The sequence below is a fragment of the Psychrobacillus sp. PGGUH221 genome (assembly GCF_042055255.1).
Lineage (GTDB): Bacteria > Bacillota > Bacilli > Bacillales_A > Planococcaceae > Psychrobacillus.
Genome location: NZ_JAQMHQ010000007.1, coordinates 144,448 through 162,755, shown reverse-complemented (window position 1 = coordinate 162,755; position 18,308 = coordinate 144,448). Strand labels below are relative to the sequence as shown.

18 protein-coding genes are annotated in these 18,308 nt (G+C 35.7%); 1 reads left to right on the top strand and 17 read right to left on the bottom strand.

All coding sequences use genetic code 11. The features are described from left to right. Positions 1-37: 37 nt before the first annotated feature. Complete coding sequence (locus PGC35_RS13290; protein ID WP_375219491.1) at positions 38-523, bottom strand: dUTP diphosphatase; 486 nt, start codon at positions 521-523, stop codon at positions 38-40. A 93-nt stretch (positions 524-616) separates the two neighbouring features. Between PGC35_RS13290 and PGC35_RS13285 the strand changes: the two genes are divergently transcribed. Beyond that, positions 617-1,000: a hypothetical protein gene (locus PGC35_RS13285; RefSeq protein WP_053588664.1), complete on the top strand. Its 384-nt coding sequence runs from the start codon at positions 617-619 to the stop codon at positions 998-1,000. Positions 1,001-1,686: 686 nt separating this feature from the next. Here the strand turns inward: PGC35_RS13285 and PGC35_RS13280 are convergent. The 16 genes from PGC35_RS13280 to PGC35_RS13205 all read right to left on the bottom strand — a co-directional run bounded on the left by PGC35_RS13280 (position 1,687) and on the right by PGC35_RS13205 (position 18,299). Next, a complete protein-coding gene (locus PGC35_RS13280; protein ID WP_375219490.1) occupies positions 1,687-1,971 on the bottom strand; it encodes a DUF1294 domain-containing protein in 285 nt (94 codons plus the stop codon). A 59-nt stretch (positions 1,972-2,030) separates the two neighbouring features. Then, complete coding sequence (gene rplT / locus PGC35_RS13275; RefSeq protein ID WP_053588662.1) at positions 2,031-2,390, bottom strand: 50S ribosomal protein L20; 360 nt, start codon at positions 2,388-2,390, stop codon at positions 2,031-2,033. A gap of 46 nt (positions 2,391-2,436) precedes the next feature. Beyond that, the gene (gene rpmI, locus PGC35_RS13270) at positions 2,437-2,637 is read right to left on the bottom strand and encodes a 50S ribosomal protein L35 (RefSeq protein WP_053588661.1); all 201 of its coding nucleotides are present in this window, start codon (positions 2,635-2,637) and stop codon (positions 2,437-2,439) included. 30 nt (positions 2,638-2,667) lie between these two features. After that, positions 2,668-3,231: a translation initiation factor IF-3 gene (infC, locus tag PGC35_RS13265; RefSeq protein WP_082355151.1), complete on the bottom strand. Its 564-nt coding sequence runs from the start codon at positions 3,229-3,231 to the stop codon at positions 2,668-2,670. 252 nt (positions 3,232-3,483) lie between these two features. After that, entirely contained in the window at positions 3,484-5,415 is a 1,932-nt protein-coding gene (thrS, locus tag PGC35_RS13260) for a threonine--tRNA ligase (RefSeq protein WP_375219489.1), read from the bottom strand. 352 nt (positions 5,416-5,767) lie between these two features. After that, positions 5,768-6,709 carry a primosomal protein DnaI gene (gene dnaI, locus PGC35_RS13255; RefSeq protein WP_375219488.1) on the bottom strand — a complete coding sequence of 314 codons (942 nt, stop codon included), beginning with the start codon at positions 6,707-6,709 and terminating at the stop codon, positions 5,768-5,770. An 8-nt stretch (positions 6,710-6,717) separates the two neighbouring features. After that, positions 6,718-8,079: a replication initiation and membrane attachment family protein gene (locus PGC35_RS13250; RefSeq protein ID WP_375219487.1), complete on the bottom strand. Its 1,362-nt coding sequence runs from the start codon at positions 8,077-8,079 to the stop codon at positions 6,718-6,720. A 26-nt stretch (positions 8,080-8,105) separates the two neighbouring features. Next, complete coding sequence (nrdR, locus tag PGC35_RS13245) at positions 8,106-8,570, bottom strand: transcriptional regulator NrdR (RefSeq protein WP_336496868.1); 465 nt, start codon at positions 8,568-8,570, stop codon at positions 8,106-8,108. 117 nt (positions 8,571-8,687) lie between these two features. Further along, positions 8,688-9,071 carry an adenosylmethionine decarboxylase gene (gene speD / locus PGC35_RS13240; RefSeq protein WP_053588655.1) on the bottom strand — a complete coding sequence of 128 codons (384 nt, stop codon included), beginning with the start codon at positions 9,069-9,071 and terminating at the stop codon, positions 8,688-8,690. A 199-nt stretch (positions 9,072-9,270) separates the two neighbouring features. Continuing rightward, positions 9,271-10,275, bottom strand: a complete 1,005-nt coding sequence (locus PGC35_RS13235) for a glyceraldehyde-3-phosphate dehydrogenase (protein ID WP_375219486.1) — start codon at positions 10,273-10,275, stop codon at positions 9,271-9,273. Positions 10,276-10,396: 121 nt separating this feature from the next. Then, positions 10,397-10,987: a dephospho-CoA kinase gene (gene coaE, locus PGC35_RS13230; RefSeq protein WP_375219485.1), complete on the bottom strand. Its 591-nt coding sequence runs from the start codon at positions 10,985-10,987 to the stop codon at positions 10,397-10,399. A 12-nt stretch (positions 10,988-10,999) separates the two neighbouring features. Beyond that, positions 11,000-11,872, bottom strand: a complete 873-nt coding sequence (gene mutM, locus PGC35_RS13225) for a bifunctional DNA-formamidopyrimidine glycosylase/DNA-(apurinic or apyrimidinic site) lyase (protein ID WP_375219484.1) — start codon at positions 11,870-11,872, stop codon at positions 11,000-11,002. Between the two features lie 11 nt (positions 11,873-11,883). Beyond that, positions 11,884-14,511, bottom strand: a complete 2,628-nt coding sequence (gene polA / locus PGC35_RS13220) for a DNA polymerase I (protein WP_275788282.1) — start codon at positions 14,509-14,511, stop codon at positions 11,884-11,886. Positions 14,512-14,798: 287 nt separating this feature from the next. After that, positions 14,799-15,788, bottom strand: a complete 990-nt coding sequence (hflC, locus tag PGC35_RS13215) for a protease modulator HflC (protein ID WP_053588650.1) — start codon at positions 15,786-15,788, stop codon at positions 14,799-14,801. Next, positions 15,788-16,777: an FtsH protease activity modulator HflK gene (gene hflK / locus PGC35_RS13210; protein ID WP_053588649.1), complete on the bottom strand. Its 990-nt coding sequence runs from the start codon at positions 16,775-16,777 to the stop codon at positions 15,788-15,790. The genes hflC and hflK overlap by 1 nt, the downstream gene beginning before the upstream one ends. A 307-nt stretch (positions 16,778-17,084) precedes the next feature. After that, on the bottom strand, positions 17,085-18,299 hold the full coding sequence (locus tag PGC35_RS13205) for a carboxylate--amine ligase (protein WP_375219483.1): 1,215 nt from the start codon (positions 18,297-18,299) through the stop codon (positions 17,085-17,087). Positions 18,300-18,308: the final 9 nt, after the last annotated feature.

Genomic DNA, 18,308 nt, shown 5'->3' with positions numbered 1-18,308 from the left:
TTACGGTTTGCTTTTGATTTGGTTTCATTAAAATTACTTAATATCCACTTTTCTGGCGTTCATAATTTGTTTCATTTTTTTGTATGTATGCTTTTAATACCTCTTCACTGCTAAAGCCAAGTTCTTCTGCCATTACTCCATACAGTACCCACATTTTTTCGTAATACATTCTTGTAGGATTTTTCAAAAACGATAACACCGCCTCATTTGTTAAGAGAAAAAGCTCAGTTAAATCGGCGTCTATTTTTTCGATAGGCCAGCTTTTTAAATCATTAAATCCTTTTTCAATTCCAAGGGAAAGTAAGAAATGGATGGAGTCCACATACTCTTCTAGTATTACGCTTTGTGCAGATGGACCTTTCTCACTCCAAAATTTAAAACATCTTGTTTCATTTGCTAGTTCTGCTAATTCTACAAGCAAAGCGAGCCCTTTTTTCGCAAAAACATCTTCTTTCACTTGTTTATTTGACTGAATATATTGATCTAAAGCTTGCTGCATTGTAAAAAGTTTATCTAAATTCATGTTTTCCTCCAAAAATTTTATATTATTTTGAAACCAAACTACCCCTTCTATCGTATAGCAGTTACTATGTATTTTACAAGGAGGACATTTCAAATGGTCCATATACTACGATTGCTTATAATTGCCCTTATTATATATGTTTTTTATAAAATTCTACGTTACTTGTTTGATCCTAAAAGAAAACTTGATGAGGCCTACGAGAAGGAACAATACTATTTTTATGATGATATTAAAAATGTTAGGAAAAACTTTTTTATTACTTATAAAGGTGCAATTTTTGAGGGAGAAAAATATTTAGGTACTACTGACCAAGCTTTTGAAGTCGTTTCTATATTTGTTTGGACAAAAGATTCATCCAAGTTGCAAGGATTTACTAAAGAAGATTTTCGGTTTTTACATAACGAAATCAAAATGAGTTATCCAGCTGCTAAAATTAATTGGAAAAGCCCGATAGAACAACTAATGAAAGAGGAATAAGAAAGCTAAAAGTGCAGACAACAGAAAAATTACATTGCATCCATTTGACGTGGCGCACCTACACTTCCTTCCTTACGCTGAGGGCACTGAAAAGGTCTATAGAATTTGACTTTACTAAATAATGTCGTCCGATAAATAAGAAAATCGTTGAAACGGCTCCCTTTCCGCGGGCGTTGCCTTAGCCTCCTCGCTGCGCTGTGGGGTCTTCGGCTAACGCTATTCCCGCAGGAGTGTCGCCTTTTTCAACGATTTTTTATAAATACTAATTGAAAAAATTTATGAGATAAAAACATAAAAACTTGCTCTATTAATGGCATGATGGTTTTCTAATTGAAAAGCGGATAATAGTTGATTGGAGTGGAAGGTGGCGACTCCAGCCGGAATAGCATGAGCTGAAGACCCTGGACTGAGCGTAGTGAGGGAAGCGGCTGAAGCCATGCCGGCGGAACGCGTCCGCCTGGAACGAAATTAACAGGTCCAAAATAATAAATCGAGTATGTGAACAACTTGTCGTTCACATACTGTTATGAAATCTCTTGGAGGACTTTTTTAGTGCCTTCGCTACGCTCCTGCAAGGTCTGGACTGTGAAATTTGTTTTCATCCAATATCAAACGATATTAGATGAAAGTGTACCTTTGTAGAGCAGGAGGCTTGCCGCTCACCCGAAGTAAGCATCGGAATACATTTAAGTTAAAATAGGACTGTCTTTTTGCAAGAGCCAAAAAATCAAGAATACATATAGTATTAATAACATTAAAAAGCCAACGCGAAAATTAATATGCTTTGTTTTATGTCTAAAAAATTGCATTCCAATGTATGCGCCAATTCCACCACCAAAGATAGCGAGCGTCCACAATGTATTCTCCGAAATTCTTTGTTTATGTTTTTTTGCTTGAGACTTGTCATATCCCATAACGAAAAATGCAAAAATGGACATTACTAAAATAAATATTAGGATAATCTCTGTCATTGGATACTCCTTGTACAAAAAAAGCTGATAGAATCTCTATCAGCCTTTTTATCTATAAATTATTTATTGATTGCTTTTTTTGCTGCATCTGCAAGTTGTGTAAATGCTGCTGCATCAGTTACAGCTAAGTCAGCTAACATTTTACGGTTTACTTCGATTTCAGCTAATTTTAATCCGTGCATTAAACGGCTATAAGAAAGTCCGTTCATACGTGCTGCCGCATTGATACGTGTAATCCATAGTTTACGGAAATCACGTTTTTTGTTACGACGGTCACGGTATGCATACATTAATGATTTCATAACCTGTTGGTTTGCTACTTTATATAATGTATGTTTTGAACCGTAATAACCTTTAGCTAATTTTAATACTCTTTTACGACGCTTGCGCGTCACTGTTCCGCCTTTTACGCGTGGCATAGTTCATTACCTCCTGCTATTCTTTCGAATGATTGAATTTCTCTTATTATTTCATGTAAGTAAGTAAAGTTTTGATACGTTTGTAATCGCCTGAAGAAGCTACTTTAGTTTTACGTAATTTACGTTTAGCTTTAGTAGATTTGTTAGCGAATAAGTGGCTTCCAAAAGCACGGTCATGTTTTAATTTACCTGTACCCGTTTTTTTGAAACGTTTCGCAGCTCCACGGTGAGTTTTCATTTTCGGCATGTCGAATTCCTCCTAAACAATTGTACTCTATTACTGTTTTTCGTTCTTTGGTGCAAGCACTAAGAACATGCTACGGCCATCCATTTTCGGTTTTGACTCGATTGTGGATACTTCCGTACAAGCTTCAGCAAAACGATCTAATACTCGTTGACCAATCTCTTTATGAGTAATGGCACGACCTTTAAAACGAATAGATGCTTTCACTTTATCTCCTTTTTCAAGGAACTTGATCGCATTTTTCAATTTCGTTTGGAAATCATGTTCATCTATTGTTGGGCTCAAACGAACCTCTTTCATTACGATGATTTTTTGATTTTTACGAACTTCACGATCTTTCTTTTGCTGCTCAAATTTGAATTTACCATAGTCCATGATACGAGCGACCGGCGGCTTGGCTTGAGGAGCCACAAGGACAAGATCCAAATTTACACGACCTGCAATTTCAAGTGCTTCGTTACGTGTTTTTAAACCTAATTGATCACCATTCTGATCAATTACTCGTAGTTCGCGAGCTCGAATGCCATCGTTCACATACATGTCTTTGCTAATAACAATCCACCTCCAGATAGTGTCGCGAATACATGGTTTGGGCATAAATTCCGTAGAACCGAATTACTTACGCCGTTTTCGATCAAATAAAAAAACGAGCAGACATAAGATGTATGTCTGCCCGCCGATATAAGAACATGTAGCAACCTACATATTACAGTCGATCGTGTGCTTACCAGTCAACGACTTGCTGTGTCGAACAGGTGAGAAGCGGGCAGCCTCTTCTTATACCACAAACTTGTATTCAATAACCTTATTAACTATACCATGGTGTACTAGGCATGTCAACATAAAATATTAGTGAGAAACTTCTTGTTGAATTCGAGCAAGGAATTCATCAAATGGAATACTTTCTGATTGTTGCTCTCCATACTTACGTACATTTACATTACCTGCTTCCAATTCTTTATCTCCAAGAACAAGCATGTACGGAATTTTTTGCATTTGTGCTTCACGAATTTTATAACCTAATTTTTCTTCTCGGTCATCCATTTCAACTCGGAATCCAGCAGCAACTAGTTTTTCCTCCACTTGTTTTGCATAATCGAAATGGACTTCATTGGATACTGGAATGATTTCAACTTGAACTGGTGCTAACCATGTTGGGAATGCACCTTTATATTCTTCAATCAAAAATGCAACGAAACGTTCCATTGTAGAAACGACACCACGATGAATAACGACTGGTCGATGTGGCTTACCATCTTCTCCAACGTATGATAAATCAAATCGTTCTGGCAATAAGAAGTCAAGTTGTACCGTTGATAATGTTTCTTCTTTACCAATAGCTGTTTTTACTTGCACATCAAGTTTAGGTCCGTAGAATGCAGCTTCGCCTTCTGCTTCGAAGTAATCTACGCCTAGCTCATCCATTGCCTCTTTTAACATACTTTGTGCTTTTTCCCACATTACATCATCATCAAAATATTTTTCTTTATCTTCTGGATCACGATAAGAAAGACGGAATGAGTAATCTGTTAAATCGAAATCCTTATAGACAGAGATGATTAACTCAACTACCTTTTGGAATTCTGCCTTGATTTGGTCAGGGCGAACAAATAAGTGAGCATCATTCAATGTCATCCCACGTACACGTTGTAAACCTGATACAGCACCAGACATTTCATAACGGTGCATAGTTCCAAGCTCAGCAATTCGTAATGGAAGATTTCTATAAGAGTGCATACCATTTTTAAATATCATCATATGGTGTGGACAATTCATTGGACGCAACACTAATGTCTCATTGTCCATTTCCATTGGTGGGAACATAGAATCTTGATAGTGCTCCCAATGTCCAGATGTTTCATAAAGATCTTTGGAACCCAATACAGGAGTATACACATGTTTATATCCAAGTTTAAGCTCTTTATCTACAATATAGCGCTCAATCACACGACGAATTGTAGCACCATTAGGCAACCATAGTGGTAAACCTTGTCCAACTTTTTGGGAAGTCATAAACAAATCTAATTCTTTCCCTATTTTACGATGGTCACGTTCTTTTGCTTCTTCTAGCATTTGTAGGTGATGAGCAAGCTCTTCTTTTTTGAAGAATGCAGTACCATAAATACGTTGAAGCATTTTATTGTCGCTATTTCCACGCCAGTAGGCTCCAGCAATGCTTAACAATTTAAATTCTTTTAATTTTCCTGTAGAAGGTACATGTACTCCTCTGCAAAGATCAAAAAAATCGCCTTGCTCATAAATGGATACTTGTTCATTTTCAGGAATCGCTTCTAAAAGTTCTAATTTATATTCATCATCAATTTCTTTGAATTTGTCGTATGCATCTTGACGAGATACATCATGTCGAACGATTTCAATATTTTCATTGATGATTTTTTTCATTTCTTTTTCGATTAGCACTAAATCTTCTGCAGTTATTGGTTCTGGCGAATCAATATCATAATAGAATCCATTTTCGATAACTGGACCTATTCCAAGTTTCACATCTTTAAACAAACGTTTCACTGCCTGAGCAAGTAAATGAGCTGTACTATGTCGTAAGATTTCTAGTGCTTCATCTGATTCAGGTGTAATAATCGCGATTTCTCCATCTTCTGTTATAGGAGTTTTTAAATCCACTAACTTTCCACTTAACTTTCCTGCAAGTGCTTTTTTACGTAAGCCTGGGCTAATGGATTGAGCGATTTCTTCTGTTGTTGTAGAAACTGGAAATTCTTTTACTGCTCCATCAGGAAATTTTAACTTAATAACTTCTGCCATTTTGAACACTCCTTTTATTTAGGTAAAAGCATATGCATTTATTACCGGAAAACAACAAAAAACCCCGTCCCTATAAAGGGACGAGGTACTATCGTGGTTCCACCCTTCTTCTGTCTATTAAATCTGTAAATAGACGAAGCTCTGCATCGGCTAACGGGCCGGTCACCGGTAATTGCTGTGTAAATTCACAACTACTGCTCGGAGGTGGTAAATCGATTGCCGATACTTAAGAAGCTTGCAGCCTTGGCTTCTCTCTCTATAAAGTCGTACAAACTGATTGTTGTCCTCTTCTACGCATTTCTTTATTCTTATGTGAATGATTATACGCCACTCAAAAATCATTTGCAAGTAGCTATTTTTCTTCTCGCCAATTCTTTCCCTGAAGTGGAATAGGATTCGTAAGCGCTCGGATTCTTTCCATAATTCGTCCAGCTTTGACGACCTCTTTTTCCCCTCGCTGCGTGAAGGATAAATGATGTTCCAATTCGTCATAATTAAAATTGGATGTCATAAAAGTTGGGAGCTGCTCGGACATTCGGTAATGTAGGATTGTCCCTAATATTTCATCCCTTGTCCAACTAGTCATTGTCTCTGCTCCAATATCATCTAGCATTAAAACAGGCGCACGTTTTACGAATTCAATTTTTTCTGCAAGAGAATTATCTTGAATCGCTTGCTTCATTTCACGGAAAAACTCTGGAACGTAAACAACTACCGAATGGATATGTCTGGCTGCCAATTCATTTGCAAGTGCTCCAAGTAAATAAGATTTACCTACACCGAATTGTCCATGAATATATAGTCCCTTTTTCGGTAATGTAGAAGTTTGCTCCCATTCATTTAAAAAGTCTTTAGCAGCTCGAACTGCTACTACTCTACTACCATCCTCTAAGTCAACACCTGCCAAGTTAGACTCCATTACCTCTTTCGGCATATGAATACTATTAATCATGGATGTTACTTTTTTTCGTTCATCCTCAATTACTCCTCGCTTGCATCGAACATATTCTAGATCAATCAGATTCCGATCCAATACAAGCCTTGGTTCATAGCCTTTCATGTAATTCGTACACAATTCAAGAGATTGGCATGCACCACAATCATGAGATTGTGACTTATATTCATATAACTTACTTAAGCTTCGGTCTACCATTTGCTTCGAAATATGAGCAGCATTTTCTTCAAGGAAAAGTTGAACGCCTGGATCCTCAAGCACCTCTTGTTTCATTTCATCGAGCCTCGAAGTAAATTCTGGTGTAATAACCCTTTTTAATGTTTCATTAATTCGTTCCATAATGTCACCTACCTTTTCGTTACGCCTAATTCAGCTAATAGCTTTTTTCGCTCTTCATCAATGTTTTGAATATTGTTTGTTGCATTTCCCGATTGCTTTGTTTCGCCATCTTTTTTATAAAACCAATCTGGTACCTTTTCTTCTCTGGTCGGTTTTTTCGAATAGGATTTTTGTTTAGAACCTTCATTCTTCCATTTTAAATATTGTTCATGTTCATTTCTAGCTAACTCCATTGCCTCTTTTGCCGTTTTGACATCTTTTCTCATCCAATGAGATGCTATTTTTTCCGCGTAGTTTTTAGTTAATTTCATATCTGTTCTAAGTAATACATATTGCAATAAAACATTTACTACTCCTACAGGCATATTGTAATGAGACACTAAATGGTTCGCTAATTGAACATCCGCAAGAATAGGTTCCTTCCCATTTGCAATATCTTTTAACACAGTAACTGGTGAAGTTGTTTCTAAATAATGAATAAGTTCTTCCTCTTTAGTTAATGGCTTACTATTTTCACTTACACTTTTTTTAGCCTTAGCTATATTTTGAATAACAGGTGCTTTCTTTGAAACGGTCAACTTATAATAGTCTGCACACGCTTTTTTCAATCTTGCATCTGATAAATGCAAATCGTCATCTAATGCTAGAATCACCACTTTTTGCATTTCAATTGGACCGAGATTATATAAAAAAGCTAACTTAGCTATTACCTGTTTTGCTTCAATAGTTAAGGCTGATTTCGGAACAAGTTGCTCTGATAAACCGTCTTGAAGCAAAGTAAAGTCAAACTCTTCAAAGTAAAAAGGCAATGCAGAATTCCTACTCTTTGATTCAAATGCATCATTATAAGGGACAGGTTGGACTGTTTTTGTAGACGGTTTAAATACATCCATAAAGGTACGTGAAACGTCTTTGAAGCCATCATTCCAATTAGGAGTTTGAATGAAGCGACTTCTTAGTCGCTTATATGCTTTTTCCCCTATTTTGTTTAATAGAAACATAGACAACAAAGGATCCTTTAGAAACGATTCTGCATCTAATGGAGCAGCAAGTTCATAATAAAAAATTCGTGTATCATTTTCAGTCTTTTGCCATGAGCGAAGTAATCCAATAGCTTCTAAAGCGATTCTTGCCTGAAATATTTTACCTATTGATACCCCAAGTAAGTTCATAAGCTGATAATGCTGCCATTGTTCCTCACTTTTAAGCTCTCCATCAGCCCACAAAGTAAGATACAGGCTTATTCCTTCTGCACCAATTAATGGTTGATACAATAACGTTAATAATTGACGATCATAATCAGAGAAAGAATATGGCAAGCGAATCATATACATGTCTGCTGGCTGTAGCTCCTTATATAACATCGACATTCCTACCTACTCTCTCTTGTTGTTTCCTATAATGACGGATTTTTCTTTAGAATTTCTTTGAGTTCATCTATAAAAACATTTAAATCTTTAAACTGACGATAAACCGAAGCAAATCGAACATAAGCAACTTCGTCAACCTCTGAGAGTTTGTCCATTACTTTTTCTCCAACTTCTTCTGATTTTACTTCAGAATTTCCTGTTCTTCTTAATTCTTTTTCAATCGAAAACACAATTTCTTCTAACTGATCTAATGCTACTGGTCTTTTTTCACAAGCACGAATTAATCCACGCAATACTTTTTCGCGACTAAACTCTTCACGCGAACCATCTTTTTTCACTACAATTAGTGGAGTTTCTTCTACTTTTTCAAATGTAGTAAAACGGAATCCACAGTCTTCACATTCTCTTCTTCGTCTAATGGCTTTATTGTCATCTACAGGACGAGAATCGACAACTTTCGTGCCATTAAACTGACAAGCTGGACATCTCATATTGATCTCTCCTAATTAGTTACGAAAATTTATGTATCTATTATAACAATATTCTTCCCTAAAATCGAAAAAGCAGAGGAATCTCTTCCTCTGCTAACTCATTTAGCCTAAAGTCTATTATGCTTGAACTGTCAAACGTGGCTTAGGTACATTTACTGGACCCATTCCACGGGGCATTTCAATCGTTTCGCGTATTCCAGCATTAAGAGCATCTGCAATATAGTTAGCTGCAATCGATGGATCTAAATCACCACATGTATACACATCAATGCTCGCATAACCATGCTCTGGAAAGCTGTGAATAGTTAGATGTGATTCGGAAATAATAACGACTCCACTTACACCTTGTGGCGCAAATTTGTGAAATGCAACTTCTCTGATTTCCGCACCAGACTTAAGTGCTGCATCAACAAATGTTTGCTCAATAAATGGCATATCGTTAAGTTTGTCGAAATCGCACTCCCATAGTTCTGCAATAATGTGACGTCCCATTGTTTCCAATGTCCGTTTCCCCCTTTGATAAAATTTAGTTTTAAAAATTTTCAAAGTTGACTACCACGGGGGAAAGTTAGTCCTAAGAGGTCCTAACCCTTTAAGTAGTCGGTGCACGTGAAGTACACGATTCTCATTATAGGATGTTTTATTCAAATAAGCAAGAAAAAAAAATCCTCTTTCAAAAAACTTTGAAAGAGGTAAGAGATTAAAGAGATGAAGCAACTTTTTTTGTTAAATCAACAACACGCGCCGAATAGCCCCACTCGTTATCATACCAAGCAAGTACTTTTACTTTACGATTTCCAATTACCATTGTTGTTAAACCATCAATAGTTGTTGAATTTGTTGTTGTATTAAAATCAATTGAAACTAAAGGTTCCATTGTTACTCCTAGAATACCTTTCATTGATCCTTCAGATGCTTTTACAAATGCAGCATTTACTTCCTCTGCAGTAACATCTTTCTGTAAATCTACTACTAAATCTACTAAAGAAACGTTTGGCGTTGGTACACGCAAAGCCATTCCATGCATTTTACCTTCTAATTCTGGAAGCACTATAGTAAGCGCTTTTGCTGCTCCAGTAGAAGTAGGAATGATGGATTGTGCACAAGCACGTGCACGACGTAAATCTTTATGAGGATTATCTAAATTGTTTTGATCATTTGTATAAGAATGTACAGTAGTCATTAAACCATTTTCGATTCCAAATGTATCATTTAATACTTTCGCTACTGGTGCCAAACAATTTGTTGTACAACTAGCATTCGAAATAATATTATGTTTAGCTACATCTAATTTGTCATCATTTACACCGATAACAATCGTCACATCTTCATTTTTGGCAGGTGCTGTAATAATAACTTTTTTTGCTCCAGCTTCTAAGTGAGCGGCTGCTTTTTCCCCGTCATTAAATTTTCCAGTTGATTCAATCACGATATCAACATTTAATTTACCCCAAGGTAAGTTAGCTGGATCACGATCATTTACGATTTGAACTCGCTTACCATTAACTATTAGTGCATCTTTATCAATACTTATTTCTCCCTCAAAAGTTCCATGAGTAGAATCATATTTAATTAAATGCGCTAAAGTTTCTAATGGGTATCTCACATTAATTGCGACAACATTAATGTCTTCTTGTACAATTGCTTGGCGGAACACCATTCTACCAATACGTCCAAATCCGTTTATTGCGATTGAAGCTGTCATAAAAAAATCCTCCTGTAACTATGTGATACTTTTTATTTTATAACCATGAATTAGTATAACACATTTTCACAATTGTGTAGCCTTGCAAAAGAAACCCGCAATATTTTTTATTTTCCGACTACTAGTCTTTCCAAATTGACAATATTTTGAGTAATTGCTCTTTAGTATATTCGATTGTTCCATTGTTATAGATGACAGCATCTGCACCTTGCTCTTTAATCGATAGTGGTAACTGTGATTGAATTCTTGCTTTAGCTTCTTCTAAAGAGTAATTATTACGAGCCATTAGTCTATTCAACTGCGTTTCTTCTGTTACAGTTACAACTAAAATTTTATCTACATAGGACTGCAGCTTACTTTCAAACAATAAGGGAATATCCATGACAATTGTGTCAAAACCTGCTTCCAGTAAAACATTTTTTTGTCGAAGCATTTCTTCACGGATAGCCGGATGCATAATATCATTTAATTGCTTTCTTTTTTGTGGTGATGAAAAAATGATAGTACCTAATTTTTCTCGATTCAGCGTTCCATCTTCTGATAAAACTTCTTCTCCAAATGCTACTTTGATCGTTTCTAGCGTCTTCGTTCCCTTTTCAACTACAACCCTAGCAACTAAGTCAGCATCAACAATAGGATAACCTAATTCTTTCAACATGTTGGAAACAGTACTTTTTCCACTAGCAATACTACCAGTCAGCCCAATAATCATTTGCTTCCTCCCTTATTTCTGACATTTTCCACAATAAGTAGAAGTTCTTCCGCCAATCGTTTTCTGTAGAGTTTTTGCATGACAAATTGGACAAGTCTTTTTCGCATACATTTGCAACCGATTCTGCATTTTACCTGACTCTCCATTAATCTGACGATAGTCAGAAATGCTGCTGCCCCCATTTTCAATGCTATCTAAAAGAACGATGACGATTTCATTAAATAATTGTATCTTACGCTCTTTACTAATTCTTTTTACTTTACGCCCAGGATGAATTCGCATACGAAATAATGCTTCTGTAGCGTATATATTTCCACACCCAGAAACAACATGACCATCCATAATAAATTCTTTTATCGGTTTATTTTCATACTTTGGCAATATGCTCATTTCTAAGTAATGATCTAAAGCGTTTTGATCAAAAGGCTCAGGTGCCATTAATAATAAAGGAGGATAATCTTCAACGCTATTTAAAAATCGAAGTTCTCCAAAGCGACGAATATCTGCATATACAAGCATTTCACCCTCACTAAAATGCAAGATGACATGTATATGCCGTTTGAATTTATCCTCCAAAATTTCATGTAAGCCCTTTACATAAAACCAAGCCCCAGACATACCAAGATGAGAAACGAGTAAATATGGAGTCCCATCTTTTTGTAGATGAAAATAAATATATTTTGAACGTCTATCAATTCGCTCTATCTTCATATGAGGCAGAGCTTCTCGAAAGGATTCTACATCTAACCCTTTCAAAATAGCTTCTTTTCCATTTGCTTTAGAATCAATAATAGTTTTTGAAATTTCTACCGATTCAATTGTTTTGCCAGTAACAATTGGCTTAAGTGAACGTACAAGTCCTTCTACTTCTGGTAATTCTGGCATTTCAAAACTCCTTACTTCGTATCGTACCAAGATGAGCCATAAGCATATTCTACTTTTAATGGAACAATCAACTTGATAGCTCCCTCCATTACTTCAGGTACAATTTTTTCAAGTATAGCAATTTCTTCTTTAGGTGCTTCAAAAATAAGTTCATCGTGTACTTGCAATAACATTTTCGTTTGCAGATTTTCATCCTTTAGGCGTTTAGCCATATCAATCATTGCTTTTTTAATAATATCTGCCGCACTTCCTTGGATCGGTGTATTCATAGCAGTTCTCTCTGCAAAACTGCGAAGGTTGAAATTAGAACTTGTGATATCCGGTAAGTATCTTCTTCGTTTTAGAATTGTCGTTACATAACCAGTTTGTTTTGCTTCGCGTACAATATCATCCATATAATCTTTTACCCCTGGGAAGCTGTTTAAGTATTGGTCTATAAAAGTAGCAGCTTCTTTTCGAGTAATATTTAAGCTTTGTGATAAACCATAATCGCTGATGCCATATACAATTCCAAAATTAACCGCTTTAGCAGCACGACGCATATCTGATGTGACTTCATCTATTCCTACATGGAAAACATCCATCGCAGTTTTTGTGTGGATATCCAGATCATGATTAAATGCATCCACTAATTTTTCATCTTCACACATATGAGCAAGTACTCGAAGTTCTATTTGGGAATAATCTGCTGCGAACATAATCCAATCTGGTTGGGAAGGAACAAATGCTTTTCTAATCTTTCTTCCTTCTTCTAATCGTATAGGGATATTCTGTAGATTTGGATTTATCGAGCTTAAACGTCCTGTAGAAGTTAATGCTTGTTGGTATCGTGTATGAATTTTCTGATCTTCCCCGTGTATCTCTTTTGTCAATCCCTCAATATAGGTAGACTGAAGCTTCCCTAATTGACGGTAGTTTAGAATATGGGAGATAATCTCGTGTTCACCTTCTAGCTTTTCAAGTACATCAGCTGCAGTTGAATATCCTGTTTTAGTTTTCTTTAAAGGTGTTAACCCTATTTTTTCAAATAAGATAACGCCTAATTGTTTCGGGGAATTAATATTAAACTCTTGTCCAGCTAAAGTATAAATTTCTTTTTCGATAGCTCGCAGTTTTTGATTCAAATCAATTCCCATTTCTTTTAAAACATGAACATCAACTTTTACACCATCCGATTCCATGGTTCCTAATATCGATGCTAACGGCAATTCAATATCTTTATACAAAGCATATTGCTCATTTTCTTCTAACTTCTTTTCTAATATAGGCTTTAGCTTCCATACAGCCTGAGCCTTTCTAATTGCATGTTCTGCAAGCTTGTCCAATGGAGGAGTAGCTTTCTTTGCTCCTTTTCCATATACATTTTCATCTGTGAGCACATCATAATTGCCAAATTCTTTAGCCATTGTTGATACATCATCAGAAGAAATAGAGGGATTAACAATATACGCGGCAAGAACTAAATCAAAATCTGCTCCAAGTAAACTTACATTATGTTTGCGGCTAACAGCTTGTGTCGCTTTTGAATCTACTAAATATTTTATCCTCGATTCATCCTCCAACCATTTACAAAAAACAGCCGATTCAAACGCGACAGATCCAGTAACAAAATACGATTGTTCTCCATCATAAAGAGCAATGCCTAGCAACTCACTTGTATGGTATTGCTCATTAAACATTTCTAGATGAATGGCCATTTTATCTTTTAGAATAGAAGCATTTATTTCATCTAAAATCTCAAAAGTCACTTCCGAAGCCGTTTGTTCTTCCGTAACATGCTCTGATTTTTCTAATAGTGTTTTAAATGATAACTCCTTCCATATAGAAGTAACCTCATCCATATTCGCACCGCTGTATGTTAAATCATCTACCGATACTTCGATAGGGGCGTTTGTTTCAATAGTAGCAAGAACTTTGCTCATTTTTGCTTGTTCTTCGTTTGCCATTAGTTTTTCTTTCAGCTTCGCACCGCTTACAGTATCTAATGCTTGATATAAATTTTCAACAGAACCATGCTCTTTTAATAATTTAATTGCGGTCTTTTCACCTACACCAGGTACACCAGGTATATTATCCGATGCATCCCCCATCAGACCTTTCATATCGATGATTTGCAGAGGAGTTAAACCATATTTATCTTCAACATGCGCCGGTGTATATTTTTCAATATCCGTAATACCCTTTCGAGTAATATAGACCGTTGTATTTTCTGTAGCAAGTTGAGTTAAATCTTTATCTCCTGAAACAACAATTACTTGTTGTCCCTTCTCTTCCGCTTGCTTACAAAGAGTACCAATGATATCATCTGCTTCGTACATTTCAAGCTCATATCTTTTAATTCCATATGCATCAATTAGCTTACGAACATATGGGAATTGCTCGGAAAGTTCTGGTGGAGTTTTTTGTCTTCCACCTTTATATTCTCCAAAAGTGGAGTGTCTGAAAGTTGTTTTCCCAGCGTCAAATGCAACGAGCATATGAGTCGGATTTTCTTCTTCCATAATTTTTTGTAGCATTAATGTAAAACCATAAACTGCATTTGTATGAATTCCATGTTCATTCGATAATAAAGGTAGTGCAAAAAACGCTCGGTATGCGAGACTATTTCCATCTAATAAAAGAACTTTTTCGGATGACATTAAGTTCACTCCTTCAAATATGTAATAAGTGAGCAGCCTGAAGCTGCCAGCGAATCAAAATCACCTTGGCTTATTCGATTCTAGAATTATGCTTTGAGCTTGCTTAAACTACTGACATCCGCAAGATACTTTAGGCAAAGAGGATGTTTGTCGCTAGGCTCTGACGTAGGACATGGCGGTATTTGCCAGGGTACTCCGATATTCAGCAGGTGTTTTGCTCAAATAAGATAAATAAAACCGTCATTCCCTATATCTTACCACGTGAGTAAGGGGAATGACGATTCATACTACTCTAAATATCCAGAGAGAATTTTAGCATAAGGAGAATCAGATGGAATGATAATCATCGTATCTTCTCCAATTGTTTTTTTGTAGGATTCTAATGTTCTATAAAGCGAATAGAACTCAGGATCTTTTGAGAATGATTGGTTGTATATTTTCGCTGCTTCTGCTTCACCTTCAGCTTGAATAATTGCCGCTTCTTTTTTTGCAGTTGCTAGCATCACTCTTACTTCACGATCTGTTTCCGCTTCAATACGTCGTTTATCAGCGTCCCCAGTTGATAAAAACTTTTGTGCGATACTTTGTCTCTCCGAAATCATTTCATTATATACGGATTGCTCATTTTCTTGTGGTAGATCAGTACGTTTAATACGGACATCGACTACTTCAATACCATATTTATCTTTTTTAAGTAATTCATTCACCTGTGTAGTAATTCGGTCATTTAAGCTGCCTCGAGATGAATTTTCATCATTGATGATTTCACTATACTCTAATTGTCCAAGCTCTGAACGTACTACGGAGTATATAAACTCTTCCATACGAGAACCTGCATTTACTAAGCTACCTGCGCTTGTTATCATTTCTTTTGCATTGACTACTCGCCATACAGCGTAATTATCTATTATGATTCTGCGCTTATCTTTTGTGTTGATCTCTGCCTCTGAAAGTTTATAGTTCATTTGATATCTAGGGATAGTTGTTACACTTTGGATAAATGGTATTTTCATATGCAATCCTGGCGTATCTTTTACGTCTTTTATTTCACCAAATTGACGAATTACTTTATATTCGCCTTCCTTCACAACATAAATATTTGCAAGAGCAATGACAAAAACGACAAACATGATGAAAATAGCGATAAAAGATTTCATATGCTTTTTAAAATCTATCGGTGTCTTTTCTTTCTTTGGCGCTTTTTCTTTCTTTGGTTTATTTTCCATCGCTTTAAATTTTGCTTCTAAATTTGCAAATGGATTATTATTGTCTGCCATTATTGTCCGCTCCCTTCTTCTGTTTTTGTTTCCGTATCAGTTGCTGGTGGAGGGGTTGTTTGTTTAGTTGACTCTAACGATTGAAGTGGTAAGTACTTCATCGTACCGCCTTCATCGTTCATAATATAAATTTTTGCATTTGGTAGAACCGCTTCTAATGTCTCCATTACAAGTCGTTGCTTCGTAATCTCTTTGTTGTTTTGGTATTCTGCATATAACTTATCGAATAATGCCACATCTCCGAGTGCTTGCTCGATACGAGCAGTTTTATAACCATTTGCATTGGAGATAATTGCATCCTTTTCCCCGACAGCTTCACTCATTTGTTGGTTTTCATATTTTTCCGCTTGGTTCACCTTTGTGTTTTTTGTTTCTTCGGCATCTGTTACAGCAGTAAACGCTGAACGAACTTCGGCATTTGGAAGCTCCACATCTTGTAGCTTCACTGTTAATACGGTGATACCTATATCATACTTATCGATTAATGAACCAAGTAATTCTATCGTATCCGCCTCAATTTGTGCTTTTCCTGAAGTTAAAGCATCATCAATTTTAGAGTTACCAATAACGGAACGAATGGAGGCCGAAGTTGCGTCATGTAAAAGATCTTGTGGACTTTCTGAGTTGAATAAATAAGCTTTTGGATCTGTGATTTTCCATTGAACGACTAAATCAGTTAGCACGATATTGTCATCCCCTGTAATCATTTTAGTATCTTTATCAAAAGATGTTACCTCTCCATCCGGTGTCTGCTTATAACCAAATTGAAGACTAAAAGTTTCTTTTGATAACTTTTCAACTTTTTGAATAGGCCAAGGCATCTTAAATTTTAGACCTGATTCTGTAATAGGGTCGCTTGCTTCACCAAATGTTATAACGATTGCTTGTTCCGATTCATCTACGGTATACCAAGACGTAAAGATAGCAGATAATAAAATGATTCCAATGAATGAAACTAGGATAATAGAAATTAATCTCTTTGTGCTCATATCTTTTCCCCTTTCTATGTATAACTCATTTACGGAACAACAGTGTAATAGGTTTCAAAAATAAATAAACAAAAGGGTAGTTCTCCCTATACGTTACGTCCCTACACAATTCTCAAAATATGCGAGTGGCATGAATAAGGTCACAACCCTCGCATTCTAAATTATTTAGTAGCTATGTTAATACTTATTTAGACAGTAAAAAAGCTAGCACTAGGCTAGCTTTTTTAGGTAAATCATTTGGAAAAGGGGTCTATTTAAATGTAGCAGACGATTGTAAATACATTGTGAATATACTGTAAATTTTCATTCACCAATTATTATTTTTATACTTTTTATAATAATTAAATTGTCGAGCAATTAGAAATAGTTTTCGTGTTAAATGGGTATCTTTCTTATAAAATAATGGATTCCCCCATTTCCCTTCTCTTAAAAGTTGCTCTACTTCTTGTTTAATTTCTTTATTCTCTACAAATTTTCTCAGAACTATTTTAGGTACAACTGTAAATAAATAATGCTCATTTAATAATGTTAGAGGCTTTTCCTTTTTATAGATGACGTCATCAACAAAATAGCGAGCCATATTATGTCCCAGAGCTGTAGTATAATAGCTGGAACGGCCTTGTCTAATATTCACTTCAAATACCTTAAACTTACCATCTCGCTCATCATATTTTAGATCAAAGTTTGCAAACCCAACATAACCAACAGCTTCTAAGAAGTATTGCAATTTATTCATTATTTCCTCGTTATATCTTGTAATAAGAGCTGTATAGTTACCAATTGCAGTAACTGTATGTTCTTGTAAAACAACCTGTGCAAATGTACTTAATTGAGCTTTCCCATTCGAACTAATATAAATAACGGAATCCCACATATAAGTATCATCTCCAGGAATATAATCCTGAATAATAAGATCCTCTTCATATCCACTAGCATTAACTTGGTTAATTACAGTGTTAAGCTCTTCTCTATTTTCAACTCTATATACCTTTTGTTGTCCCTCGAATTTGTTCTTGTAATATTGAACTCCATTACTTGGTTTGATAATTAAAGGGAATAATACTTCTTCTGTGAAAGCTTCCTTTTTCAAACATGAATAATAATATGTTTTTGGAGTATCAATACCATGTTCTTCACAAAGCTTATAAAAGTTGGACTTAACAAGTAGATTATTCATCAGTTCTTCTGACATGTAGTTAAAGACATACATCTTTTTCAATGCATCTGCATGTTCAATAATCAATCGCACATAGAAATCGTTCGTTCCAATGAGAAGCAATTGTTTTCCAAGTGTATTATACTTTTCAGCAACTTGAGTTAAAACTGTGACAAACGCTGATTTGTCCCAAAGATTAGAGTGAATTTCAGTATGTTCAATAATATTACTCCACTTTGTAAATGACATTTCTTCCTTACCAACTAAAATTGGCTTTATATTGTATTCTTCATGAAAGGAAATCGCCATGTTATATGCATTTATGTCTGTGCCGATAATAATTGGAATAAAGGGTTGATTGTTCATAAAAACCTC

Excerpts from the sequence above, each read along its gene's own strand:
- PGC35_RS13290 (WP_375219491.1), bottom strand. The coding sequence starts at position 523 with ATGAATTTAGATAAACTTTTTACAATGCAGCAAGCTTTAGATCAATAT.
- PGC35_RS13285 (WP_053588664.1), top strand. The coding sequence starts at position 617 with ATGGTCCATATACTACGATTGCTTATAATTGCCCTTATTATATATGTT.
- PGC35_RS13280 (WP_375219490.1), bottom strand. The coding sequence starts at position 1,971 with ATGACAGAGATTATCCTAATATTTATTTTAGTAATGTCCATTTTTGCA.
- rplT (WP_053588662.1), bottom strand. The coding sequence starts at position 2,390 with ATGCCACGCGTAAAAGGCGGAACAGTGACGCGCAAGCGTCGTAAAAGA.
- rpmI (WP_053588661.1), bottom strand. The coding sequence starts at position 2,637 with ATGCCGAAAATGAAAACTCACCGTGGAGCTGCGAAACGTTTCAAAAAA.
- infC (WP_082355151.1), bottom strand. The coding sequence starts at position 3,231 with ATGCCCAAACCATGTATTCGCGACACTATCTGGAGGTGGATTGTTATT.
- thrS (WP_375219489.1), bottom strand. The coding sequence starts at position 5,415 with ATGGCAGAAGTTATTAAGTTAAAATTTCCTGATGGAGCAGTAAAAGAA.
- dnaI (WP_375219488.1), bottom strand. The coding sequence starts at position 6,709 with ATGGAACGAATTAATGAAACATTAAAAAGGGTTATTACACCAGAATTT.
- PGC35_RS13250 (WP_375219487.1), bottom strand. The coding sequence starts at position 8,079 with ATGTCGATGTTATATAAGGAGCTACAGCCAGCAGACATGTATATGATT.
- nrdR (WP_336496868.1), bottom strand. The coding sequence starts at position 8,570 with ATGAGATGTCCAGCTTGTCAGTTTAATGGCACGAAAGTTGTCGATTCT.
- PGC35_RS13235 (WP_375219486.1), bottom strand. The coding sequence starts at position 10,275 with ATGACAGCTTCAATCGCAATAAACGGATTTGGACGTATTGGTAGAATG.
- coaE (WP_375219485.1), bottom strand. The coding sequence starts at position 10,987 with ATGATTATTGGGCTGACTGGTAGTATTGCTAGTGGAAAAAGTACTGTT.
- mutM (WP_375219484.1), bottom strand. The coding sequence starts at position 11,872 with ATGCCAGAATTACCAGAAGTAGAAGGACTTGTACGTTCACTTAAGCCA.
- polA (WP_275788282.1), bottom strand. The coding sequence starts at position 14,511 with ATGTCATCCGAAAAAGTTCTTTTATTAGATGGAAATAGTCTCGCATAC.
- hflC (WP_053588650.1), bottom strand. The coding sequence starts at position 15,788 with ATGGCAGACAATAATAATCCATTTGCAAATTTAGAAGCAAAATTTAAA.
- hflK (WP_053588649.1), bottom strand. The coding sequence starts at position 16,777 with ATGAGCACAAAGAGATTAATTTCTATTATCCTAGTTTCATTCATTGGA.
- PGC35_RS13205 (WP_375219483.1), bottom strand. The coding sequence starts at position 18,299 with ATGAACAATCAACCCTTTATTCCAATTATTATCGGCACAGACATAAAT.